Annotated in this window: 7 protein-coding genes and 2 pseudogenes; 6 read left to right on the forward strand and 3 right to left on the reverse strand. The window is 37.5% G+C overall.

Features of this window, described 5'->3' with window-relative positions:
• Positions 1-244: 244 nt before the first annotated feature.
• The 3 genes from ACFIO3_RS03950 to ACFIO3_RS03960 are packed head-to-tail and all read right to left on the reverse strand — an operon-like array spanning position 245 to position 2,586.
• Positions 245-1,663, reverse strand: coding sequence for an ATP-binding protein (locus tag ACFIO3_RS03950; RefSeq protein ID WP_375606370.1), 1,419 nt, complete (start codon positions 1,661-1,663; stop codon positions 245-247).
• On the reverse strand, positions 1,663-2,328 hold the full coding sequence (locus ACFIO3_RS03955) for a response regulator transcription factor (protein WP_375606371.1): 666 nt from the start codon (positions 2,326-2,328) through the stop codon (positions 1,663-1,665). The genes ACFIO3_RS03950 and ACFIO3_RS03955 overlap by 1 nt, the downstream gene beginning before the upstream one ends.
• Before the next feature lie 21 nt (positions 2,329-2,349).
• Positions 2,350-2,586, reverse strand: coding sequence for a hypothetical protein (locus ACFIO3_RS03960; RefSeq protein ID WP_375606372.1), 237 nt, complete (start codon positions 2,584-2,586; stop codon positions 2,350-2,352).
• A gap of 347 nt (positions 2,587-2,933) precedes the next feature.
• Here ACFIO3_RS03960 and ACFIO3_RS03965 point away from each other — a divergent pair.
• The 6 genes and pseudogenes from ACFIO3_RS03965 to ACFIO3_RS03990 all read left to right on the forward strand — a co-directional run.
• Positions 2,934-5,083, forward strand: a pseudogene (locus ACFIO3_RS03965) (transglycosylase domain-containing protein).
• Positions 5,084-5,100: 17 nt separating this feature from the next.
• On the forward strand, positions 5,101-5,697 hold the full coding sequence (locus tag ACFIO3_RS03970; RefSeq protein WP_375614415.1) for a DUF1214 domain-containing protein: 597 nt from the start codon (positions 5,101-5,103) through the stop codon (positions 5,695-5,697).
• On the forward strand, positions 5,690-6,229 hold the full coding sequence (locus ACFIO3_RS03975; protein ID WP_375614980.1) for a hypothetical protein: 540 nt from the start codon (positions 5,690-5,692) through the stop codon (positions 6,227-6,229). The genes ACFIO3_RS03970 and ACFIO3_RS03975 overlap by 8 nt, the downstream gene beginning before the upstream one ends.
• A gap of 533 nt (positions 6,230-6,762) precedes the next feature.
• A complete protein-coding gene (locus ACFIO3_RS03980) occupies positions 6,763-7,548 on the forward strand; it encodes a DUF1499 domain-containing protein (RefSeq protein WP_375614981.1) in 786 nt (261 codons plus the stop codon).
• 393 nt (positions 7,549-7,941) lie between these two features.
• Entirely contained in the window at positions 7,942-9,162 is a 1,221-nt protein-coding gene (locus ACFIO3_RS03985) for a hypothetical protein (RefSeq protein ID WP_375614982.1), read from the forward strand.
• Between the two features lie 242 nt (positions 9,163-9,404).
• A pseudogene (locus tag ACFIO3_RS03990) lies at positions 9,405-11,572 on the forward strand (autotransporter outer membrane beta-barrel domain-containing protein); the annotation flags it as partial.
• Between the last annotated feature and the right edge of the window lie 298 nt (positions 11,573-11,870).

Here is an 11,870-nt window from a genome sequence, read left to right on the forward strand (position 1 = left end):
AAGAGCATATCACTTTTTTCCAATACCAACAGAGAATCTCTCGCTTACCTTTTATCCTCTTCATAAGAAGAGTGATGTGAATTAATAAAAATTCATTTTTTCATGGAGAATATTATAAAATCTATTATATATATATCAATTAAACAAAGAAACTAAAAACAATGTTTCCTTACTCTTTAATGTATTGTCTGAAAATACTGCTTTACAAAATTTATAGACATTTCTTGCTTAAGGAGAAAATATGTTATTCTCCCATCTTAGGTAATAAAACTTTTGCATACAACCCACCCAAATCAGAACGTGATAAAAAGAGATTGCCTCCATATTCACTGACCATATCTGAAACAATTGCTAACCCTAAGCCTGACCCTAGTTTACTTTCATTAAAGCGCCGCCCTCTTTTTAATGCCTCATCAATTTTGTCTTCTGTTAAACCAGGACCATCATCTTCTACAAAGATACTAAAATATTCTGTTTCTTCAGCATTTTCTTCTAAACAACAAGAGATCAAAACCTTTGCGCGAGACCATTGAGTAGCATTTTCAATCAAATTTCCTATAATTTCTTCTAAATCTTCCTTCTCTCCAGAAAAAACAATATCATCAACATCCATAATAAATTGAATTTGTTTTTCAGGATTAAGCTTTTTCATAACCCGCACCAAGCGTTCAAGCACACTGCGAACAGACGTATGATAGACAACACTATCGCATTGTGCTGCAATCCGCGCACGCTGAAGATAATGATTGATTTGAGCTTGCATTATTTGCGTTTGCTCTCTCAACAAACTAGCCTTTTCTCCGCGCATCTTATCTGTCTCATTCATAATCACGGATAGAGGCGTCTTCAATGAATGCGCGAGATTACCAACCTGTGTGCGAAATCGCTCGATAATACGCTGATTATTATTAATGAGAGCATTCATCTCTTGTACAAGCGGCATCACTTCGCTTACTAAATCCGTATTCACATAATGAACTCTTCCTTCGCGAATATCATTCAATGCACGTCGAATAAGCTTTAACGGTTGAAAACTAAAGAAAATAATAGCAATATTAATAAGAACACTCCCGAGACCGAAACTCCAAAGAAAAATTTGCAAAGTTCGCTTAAATCCCTTTACCTGGGCATGAGCTTCATCGATATTCCCAACAAGCCGAAAACGTGCAATATGATTTTTATTATCAAGAACAACATCACTCTCAATCACTTGTAGCTTTTGACCATTGTTCCCCGTTATCCGATAAGAGCGAAAGAATTTATTGTCAAAAGGTATATCAACATCACTTGGTGTAAATATCTCGCCTGTTCCCAATGAAGGAGATGTCAATCTTCCTTTTAAATTATGGGATATCGAAACAACTTCCCAATACCATCCTGTTGTTGGATCAGAATAACGAATATCATCAATCCCAGCCCCTCCTATCAAGGTACCTTCCGATGACACCGTCACTGTTGCAATAAGACTGTAGAGTTGAGCAGAAAGGATACGCTCTAGGCTTTGTTCAGTTGAACGCTTATAAAATAAAATACTTACTGCAGAAATCGATAAAAGAGAAATAACAACCCATAATGTTGATAAGATCATAACACGTAAACTGAGAGATCGAGTAATTACAAAAAAGAACCTCCTATACCAATTATTCTCTTCAAAAACATTCATTAATCACCTCGCGTTCTCACGCGATATCCCATTCCTCGAATAGTTTCAATCAAATCCACTCCAAGCTTTTTCCGTAACCGACCTACAAAGACTTCCACTGTATTCGAGTCCTTATCAAAATCCTGATCATAAAGATGTTCAGTAAGCTCTGTTCTTGAAATGACCCTGTCACAATGATGCATGAGATACGAAAGCAGTCTGAATTCATAAGATGTTAGTTTAATCAATTGACCATCCACAAAAACACGAGACGTCTTTGTATCCAACAAAACATTTCCGCAACATAATGCACTCGTCGCATGTCCCGTAGTGCGACGAATTAATGCTCGCAAGCGCGCCATCACTTCCTCCAAATGAAATGGCTTCACAACATAATCGTCAGCTCCAGCATCAATACCGTGCACCTTATCAGACCAACGGTCTCGCGCTGTTAGCATTAAAACAGGCATGGAGAGCCCTTCTTGACGCCACTTTTCAACAACACTAATACCATCAATCTGCGGTAAACCTATATCAAGTATCACCGCGTCGTAAGACTCTGTGCTACCTAAAAAATAAGCCTCTTCACCATCGAAAGCACTATCGGAAACATATCCTGCACGTCTTACAGCTTCTGCTAATTGATGGTGAAGATTCCGATCATCTTCAACGATTAAGATACGCATCACAACACCATCTGCCAAAAACTAATCAGCAGGAACAAAAAACTCAACACGACGTAATTTTTCACCATTACGGGCTGGTACAACAACCACAATTGCACACATGTCCTTTCCATCCTGAACAACCGGTTTTGAACGGACGAGAACCCCGCTCTCTTGCGCAGCAGCCTTCTTACCTAATTCAGCACACCCCGAAGCTAGAACATAATCTGCTTCTAAAAAAGCTGCTATTATTACAAACAAGAATTTTTTTTTCATCATAAATATTTCAATAACCCATCTCTTCTCTTCCTTGATAAAGGATAAAAGAAATAATGGTTTTTTTTGGTCGATTAAAAAATCACAAATGGAAAAACTTTATCCTCTATCTTACAGAAGTAACATATTAACATTAATCCAAATTTTTAAAAAATCAAAAAAATATTTTTAATAATGAGAATAAAATTTATTCAATAAAATAATAAAATATTAATATACTATCTTACAAAAAATGCATAATTCTAAAACAAATTCTTTCTCTGTTATAACTATAGAAAAAAAATACTTCTACTCCATATACTTATTGTAGATTTGTTTGGTTGTATTGCTTTGCCATAGGCTCTCTTTAAATGTTTGATTTTTTTAAAAAAAAGAAAGGGCAACACCGTAAGCCATTTCATAGTCCTGCTCTCATTGAATTAGACGCACGATTAGACACAGCGCTTTATCACATTCGTTCTGCTAACAGTTTTTTCTGGAAAAAGGCAAAAATCGTCTCACAAAATTTTCATCTTCAAGGATGGAAACGTTTTATCGTTGAAGTTCTCGATGAAATACTAACATTAGGGTTGATGGGATTTACTCTTTTCACCATTTTGGGCATTTCTGTTTTTGAACTTACCAAAACAGATTGGTCTTCTCCTAAAAACTTTTCCATTCTTTTTCTCGATCTCTATGGAAATCCAATTGGACACCGTGGTGCAATGCCGGCTATTTCTGTCCCTGTTGAAGAAATGCCTGACACTGTTATTAAAGCCGTTCTTGCCACAGAAGACCGTCGTTTTTTTGATCATTGGGGCGTTGATTTTCAAGGACTTACACGGGCAATTTCACAAAATATTCAAGCTAAAGGGGTGGTGCAAGGTGGTTCAACTCTCACACAACAATTGGCTAAAAATTTATTCTTAACAAACGAGAGAACCATAACACGTAAAATCAAAGAAGCTTATCTTGCTCTTTGGCTAGAAGCAAATTTTAGCAAAAAGCAGATTTTGCAACTTTATCTTGATCGAGCCTATATGGGAGGAAACAATTTTGGTATTGCAGCCGCTGCAAAATTTTATTTTGGAAAAGATATCCGTCATGTATCTTTGAGTGAATCTGCTATGTTAGCAGGACTCTTTAAAGCTCCAACAAAATATGCCCCTCATAGTCATCTCTTTGCTGCTCAAACACGTGCCAATGTCGTCCTTTCTAATCTTGTTAATAGTGGCTTTATGACGAAAAGCCAGATTATCAATGCGCATCGCCACCCTGCTAGGGCCCTTCCCCAAATAGACAATAATCAGCCTGATTATTTTCTTGATTGGGCATTCGAGGAAGTCAAAAAAATGCGCAATCAACTTCCAAGCCATAGTTTAATTATTCAAACGACCCTTGATCCGAATATTCAAAAAGCAGCAGAAGAATCAATTGCCTATCATTTACATCAATATGGTCAACAATATCGTGTAACACAAGCAGCCACCGTTATACTCGATAATAACGGTGCGGTATGTGCAATTGTTGGAGGACTAGATTACAAAAAGAGCCAATTTAACAGAGCAACACAGGGCGGTCGACAACCTGGTTCTTCATTCAAACCTTATGTTTATGCAGCCGCAATGGAACATGGATTATCACCCTCAACAATCGTTCTAGATGCTCCCATCAATTGGGGAGGTTGGACACCCAAAAATAATTCTGGTCGTTATCTGGGAAAAATTGACTTAGCAACAGCTTTAGCCTTTTCCATTAATACAGTCCCTGTTTATCTCACCTACCAATATCTTAACCGCGATACCCAACCTATCATAGATCTCATCAAGAATATGGGGATTAACGCGCATATTTTATCACACAAAACGATGGTTCTTGGCACTTCCAACATGACCCCCATGGATCAAGCTACAGGCTTTAATGTCTTTGCCAATGGAGGAATAGCGGGTAATCGTCATGGGTTTACGCAAATCAAAACAATTGATGATCGTGTTGTGTGGGATTTCGAACATAACGGAAAAAAACTACACCGAGTTCTGAGTGAACAATCAGCAGCTTATATGAATCAAATGATGGTGGGTGTCACAACACGAGGATCTGGTAAGCGTGCTGCGTTGCCCATGACTCTTGTCGCTGGGAAAACTGGAACATCACAATCTTATCGTGATGCTTGGTTTGTTGGCTTTACGGGAAATTATACGGGAGCGGTATGGATGGGAAATGATAATTTTTCACCGATGAATCGTGCTTTTGGGGGTGGCGTTCCTGCCATGATATGGCATCGTATCATGCTTGCTGCGCATCAAAATATTATGCTCAAACAGCTCTATGGTGTTAAAGATTCTCTCCTTCCTTATCAGCCTCCAGTACTTTCCGCCCATGCAGATTCTGAAGTTTCCTCCCAAATACCCTCTACGCTTTCTCCTGAAACATTAAATATCGTGCGATTGATTAACAAAGATCTGAAAAAACTTCTTCAATCTCTTTGAAGATGAAAACAACTGGAGATTCAACATTTTGAATTCAAGATATTCACTGATGTTTTTTAATATCACCATTTTCTTTTTTATCTTCGCTTTTTCCATTTTATGTGGAACACTGAGTGTCGATTATGTGCTCAATTCCTTTCATCATTTTGGACACTTTACAATTGGAAAATGGAGCGCTTATCCACAAGTAGGAACCGCCAATATGGATCCTTATACCCGCGCTCGCACTGCCAAACGAGGTATTGTTTCACTCGGACGAACTGAAGGTATTCAATTCCAGATTTGGCAAGATAACCAAGGGCGTCCACTTCATCATCACTGTCATTATTTGCTCAAAGGCACCATCCCTGAAACCCGTCTTTTTACCCTTTATACAGCTGACAAATCCCTTAAACCCTATACTTCATCCAAAGAAATACCTTTTGAACTTCACACTAATAATATTATCTATGAGCATGATGGATCATTCCGCATCAATATTTCACCCACACCGCAAACCGGTAATTGGCTTGCAACAATTAGTCAAAAAGAATTCGGGCTTATTCTTACTTTATACGATACTCCAATCATCTCAGCAACGGCATTACAAAAGCTCACAATGCCCTCTATAGAACAAATTCCATCAGGACAAATAAATTGTGATTAGATTCATTTATACCGCACTTCTTGCAATCATTGGCGCTATTATCGTTCATATTTGCTTTTTATTTCTGATCCCCTATTGGGCACAAGATAATATATGGACAGCACTAAAAAAATCTGGAACCTCTTATCAATTTGTCGATTTTACTCCTGATAATCCTATTCAACAATCTGCTGATCCACTCTTTCTTCTTAAAGTCTGCAGATTTAATCTTGAAAATGGACCTGTTCATTTAAAAGCTTTGAAAACACGACAATTTTGGTCACTAGCAGCCTACACACACGACGGAATTATTTTCTATAGCCTTAATGACCGAACAGCCCCTGATGCGATACTCGATCTTATCATTGGAAAACCAATACAAATCATAGAACTCAAAAAATCAAAACCTAAAAAAAATGCCAATTCAGTTTTGGTTGCTAAAAATTTGAATGAAGGGTTTGTTATTTTACGTATTTTTGTCCCTTCTTCCCTTGCAAAAAAAGAAAGTGAAGCTTTTCTTTCATCTGCGACCTGTCGCATATTTTATGAATAAAAACGGACTAACCTCTCATTTGTACAATACCTTACTTTCTGTACAAAATACATGAAGCCTATCAAAATGGTTATCTTTTTTCTCTATTAATCAAATATTCGAATTCAGATTTATCTGATTGTAGATCCCTCAATTTTTTATTGAGGTAGAATGAAATCTCTATTGCACATAATCATATCCTATTTGAGACGCATTATCTGACAGAAAAAACTCCCCGCCATTAGAAGAGAAAAATCAAGAGTAAAGTTCTAAAAATATATGCTGCTAACAACCGTAGAACTTGTTATTTGAGTTTACTTCTTTTTATTTACAAAAATTCCCATAAAGTTCGCATCAACAACATGATAAACTATAGAAGAAATACTGATCACTTTCAATGAAGTGCTAAAATAACCGCTGGAAACTTATAAGACATTACGCATCCTTGACCTCAAAAATAAGTGCTTTATTTTTGGTTTATGAGCAGAAGCTTTTTGTAAGATAGCACTCTGAAAAAACTTCGCTTATAGTTTACAATTGAGGGGAAAAACTTCATGAAGAAGAGATATGTTCGGTTCGTTTCAAGAGCAGCAGTATGGTCCCCTCGATTTGGTGGTTTAGCCTTCTTTATTTTATTATTTTCGGTCATTTTACAACGTTTTTCCGTACTTAACGTAAGCGACTTCATAATCTTGATAGGTATCTCTACTGGCTGTATAATTATTTCTCTTTTTCTGGCTATTAAAGCACTTCATAGTTTGTGGGTCTATGGTGCTCTAGGGGGAATGAAAGCTTTAAAAGGGATCATTTATTCATTAATAACTGCGACACCATTGATGCTCTTTTTGGGACTTTGGTTTACCTTACCGGCTCTTTATGATATTTCTACCGATACACAAAACCCGCCGGCTTTTTTTCGCACAATACGTCCCAGCGATGCTTTACCGCTCAAAAGTGTTTTGACTGAACAAGCAACATTACAGATCTCACAATGGCCAGAAATGTCAGGGCGCCGTTATGATGGATCACCTGACCGTATTCGCGAATCTGTTCTCAATGTTTTAGAAGCCTATGATTGGCCTGTTGTAGCTCAAAAAAAGTTTAAAGGTGAAGAAGATGCGCTTTATATTGAAACAATGGCCAAAACTTTTTACCTTGGCTTTATTTCAGATATTGTTATTCGTTTAACGAATGAAGGGGATACAACTTTTGTTGATATGCGTTCTGCTTCTCGTTATTTGCCAAGAGATTTGGGAACCAATGCTGCTTTTATTATCGATTTTATGGATGCGCTTGATACAGAAATCGCCTCACTTCCTCTTTCTCAAGATGATGAGTAGAAACTTGTACTTACTTCCAACAGAAAAATCCCTACCAACCTGTCATTTGTTTCCACTATTATTACTTATTACTGAAAGTGCTTTTACTCTTTCAAGACAAAGCTTTTAAACGAAAATATTTCAATCCTAAGTTATTTCATAACAAAAATATTGTTTTGTATCTCATTTGATGTTTTTCTTTAAAAGATTTTAAGTATTAATATATATTAATTATTAATATACTATTTATTAAACAATAAAAATGATTTATTTTATTAAAAAGTAAATTTATAATATTTGATAAAAAACAACAAATTAACTAATAGGTAAGTATTGTAAAAAATTTTAATTGTTTATTTTTCTTACTTCTAAGCGGGGAAAACATGCGGAGCTTATTAAGTTAGGAAAATAGAAATGTCTAAAAAATCCCTTTTATCCTGCACAACTGCTGCAGCAATTTTGCTGTTTTGCACCCCTCACAACCTACAAGCTGCTGAAAAGTTTAAAGCTGGTAAAGGAGAAAAGAAAACGGCTACAACAGGAGCAACCTATGAAAACCTTCAAGCATTAGATAGCGGCAAAATCTATGGCACTAATTTAGCAATCATCGGAAATAAAGACACAAATAACTCCACTAATCCCACAATGAAATTTGCTGTATCCGCTGAAAAGAAAGGTAGTTATATTGAGTTATGGAACACAACCATTAAAGGAACTGATTTTGATATTTTCCGCGGACTTGAAGCAAAAAATGATGCTGCAATTAAAATGACTGGAGGGTCCATTACAGCTCAAGCATTTGCTGTCTCTTTTTTCAACAGCAGACCTGATTATGGTAACGAAAACATGCTAGAAAATGTAACTTCTTCAGCTAGCAAAGCTTTAGAGGTAAGAAAAAATGCTAACGTAACTGTATCAGGGGGATCCTTTAATGGACAAGTGAGTGCTAATGGTGGTGGCTCTATTACTCTAACAGACGATGTTAAAATAACCTCTAATAAATATGGATTCTTTGTAGAAGATCCAGAATCATGGGTCCAGATGATAGGAGGAGAAGTCACTGGAAAAGGAATTGCAATAGTAGCACAAAACAATACGCGAATCACGCTCAGAGATGTTATTATAAAAGCGGGTGGCAGCGGAACCCGTGTAAATGCCCTTTATAGCACAATTACTGTGTCTGGAAATACAGAGATTAAAGATGCTTCTATCGGGCTCGAAGCAACAGGCAGTAACGAAACAGGCAGAGGCGAAATCAGGGTATATGGATCAAAAGATACGCCCATCAAAATCACCGCAAAAGAAATCGGATTGAATGCAGTACGCTCTGGGCATATCATTGTCACGGATGTTCTTATCAAAACAGATGGCAACGGAATGGGCGCAAAAGCTATAGACCAAAACAGCATGATTGAATTGAATGGAAATACAGAGATTAAAGATGTTGCATTTGGACTTGTAACAGAAGGTAGTGGTGAAATCAAAGTAACCGGATCAAAAGATAGTCCTATCAAAATAACCGGGAAAGAAGCTACTATGGTAGCAGCAACGTGGGGACGTATTACTGTCACAAATGCTCTCCTTAAAACAGATGGCAACGGATTGGCGCAAGTGCTAATTCCCAAAATAGTATGATCAATTTGCAAAATACAACGATTGAAGATGTTTTAATCGGGATCGAAGCAAATGATGGTGCTATAATCAAGTTAAATGAAGGAGTCATTACCACAATAGGAACTGGTGCTTCTTTTAACAACAGCAAAAGTAACGAAAACAAATTGGAAAATCTAATAATAAAAAGCCATAACTACGAAACCGTGACGGGAATAGGAGTAAATACTTCTGAAAGTAAAGTTACTTTAAAAAACGTAACTGTTAAAAACACAAGAAATGGTATAAATGCAGATAATCATTCTGAAATAACAATATCGGGAGGAACCTTTGATACTGAAATAATTAGCAAAAAAGCTCAAAATGATAGTACCATTACTTTAGACGTCAATGTTACAGTAATATCTTATGGTGATGGGCTCTATGCAGACGGAATAAACTCTAAAATTGCAATGATAGAAGGAAATGTAAAAGCAGGAGGAGCCGCATTTGTCATAAAGGATGGCGAGCAGATTAACGGAACAAAGATTACTGCAAAAGCAGAAAACAATGGCATAAGGTTCGATAAATCTCAAAAAGATAAAATCTCACAGATCAATTTGATGCATACAACACTACAAGTTGAAAATGGTGTTGGGATCAGTGTACAGCAATCAACAGGAAAAGTTAATTTCAAAACCTCAAAAATCCTTTCTGATACGTTACTTACAAACACAATGAATGAAACACAACCCGATGGAGCGTTCTCACTGGTTGCCGATGACACGACTTTACAAGGCAGAGTAAACAATGACAAAAATGGTAGAACAACTTTCGATCTAAAAAATGGCACAACATGGTTCCTAAAAACAAGCACACAAGAAAAAGACCATGGCGGAAATCTTCTTGATATCACTCAAAGATCACGTTCTGATGTTTCTGTACTCAATCTCAATGACAGCAAAATTGTTTTTGAAAAACCAATAGAAAACCATTACCACACATTACATATCGGTTCTGGTAAAAAAGATACTCCAGAAGTCTATAACGCTTCTGGAAACGCAGAAATTCACTTTAACATGGCATGGAGCGATGGGGTTGCAGTAGATGATCAAAAAACCGATCGAGTTCTCATTCATGGCGATGCATCAGGTACAACAACAGTTTATATCAAGAGTGATGTAGGGAGTAAAAACAGTGTAGAAAACGCTGTATCTCCCTCGAATGCAGGCGGTATTTCCCTTATCCAAGTCTCTGAAAAAGCGATGGAAGACTCCTTCAAATTAGCCAATGGTTATATCACAAGAGATGGTTTGCCTTATAAATACACACTAACTGCTTATGGACCAGAAGCAAGCCATGGCACAGCCAATATTGAGCAAAACCTCTTTGATGAAAAAAATGAAAACTTCTGGGATTTCCGCTTGCATAAAGCATTTCTTAACTCCGGTGGTAGCAATGGCGGTTCTGGCAGCGGCGGCGGTTCCGGTGGCTCTGTCCCTGGTCCACATGTGGAAGCTGTCGTACCGCAAGTGGCAAGCTATATCGTGATGCCTAACGCTCTCTTCTACGCTGGTTTTACCGATATTACTAAGCAAAGCAAATTGTTAGCTGATATCCGTACAACAAAAAATTATTCTTTCTTCTTTTCACCCTATGGTAGCACTGCTACCTTAACCTCTGAGCGTGGTCCCTTCAAATATGGCTATGGCGCTGATATTCGCTATGCTGCCGTACAAGCAGGTGGTGCATTAGCTGCAATGGAAAGCCAAAAATCACCATGCATTTTGGACTTATGGGAACCTATGGGCAACTCTCTTTCACACCTAAGGATATGGAGGGTGCAGACAAAAGCACACTCAATAAATGGGCGGTTACAGCTTATGGCAGCATACAACACAACAATGGCTTATATGTCGATGTCCTAGCTTCCTATGGCATGATCGATGGAAATATCACTACGGCTGACATCGAGAATGCCGCAAACTTGAAGGGTGCAAAAACCTTGAGCGCTTCGGCTACCATTGGAAAAGAATTTGCTACAGGAATGGCAGGGATAGAGTTTGAGCCATAAGCACAAATTGTTTATCAACAATTGTCGTTTGACACCATGAAAGATGCTGATAATCTAGAAATTGATATGAAAAATCCTTCCCAATAGTTGGTTCGGATTGGCGGACGTTTAACTAAAACTGTTTCTGCCGAAAGCGATCATCCCTTTTCTTTTTATGGAAAAGTGAACTTTCTTAAAACCTTTAGTGATGATGGGAAAATACAGATTAGTAGGGAATTTGACCTTGATCCTGCCGGAACTACTATTGAAGGCGGTTTGGGCATCAATGCACAACTCTCCCACAATATCGCACTTCATGGTGATGTTAGTTACCAACAAAAGCTGCAAAAAACGGGTATAACAGGAGCGAGCTTTTCTGGTGGAATACGTTATCAGTTCTAAGAAAAGGCTGTAAAGTGAGCATTATTTTCCCATTTGCTTGCATAAAAAGGCTGCACAACTCCATACTGTGTTGCCTTTTTGATTTGCACAAACCTACCTTGGAATACCGGTTATTCTTTTCTTTATAACATACCTACGACACTTCTTGCTGAAAGCAATCCTTTGGATAAAGTTTTGTAACCAAAGCGCTTGCCTATCTGCCAGCTCCTCCTTCTGGCAATACGACTGCAAGAATAGAAGGTGAAAAACTCATTAGCGCTACCCTTCAATCTCTCCAAGATAAATTAAGAGCGCTAAA

It is taken from the genome of Bartonella sp. AD328YNZD (assembly GCF_042196425.1).

Excerpts from the sequence above, each read along its gene's own strand:
- ACFIO3_RS03955 (WP_375606371.1), bottom strand. The coding sequence starts at position 2,328 with ATGCGTATCTTAATCGTTGAAGATGATCGGAATCTTCACCATCAATTA.
- ACFIO3_RS03980 (WP_375614981.1), top strand. The coding sequence starts at position 6,763 with ATGAAGAAGAGATATGTTCGGTTCGTTTCAAGAGCAGCAGTATGGTCC.
- ACFIO3_RS03960 (WP_375606372.1), bottom strand. The coding sequence starts at position 2,586 with ATGATGAAAAAAAAATTCTTGTTTGTAATAATAGCAGCTTTTTTAGAA.
- ACFIO3_RS03970 (WP_375614415.1), top strand. The coding sequence starts at position 5,101 with ATGTTTTTTAATATCACCATTTTCTTTTTTATCTTCGCTTTTTCCATT.
- ACFIO3_RS03985 (WP_375614982.1), top strand. The coding sequence starts at position 7,942 with ATGTCTAAAAAATCCCTTTTATCCTGCACAACTGCTGCAGCAATTTTG.
- ACFIO3_RS03950 (WP_375606370.1), bottom strand. The coding sequence starts at position 1,663 with ATGAATGTTTTTGAAGAGAATAATTGGTATAGGAGGTTCTTTTTTGTA.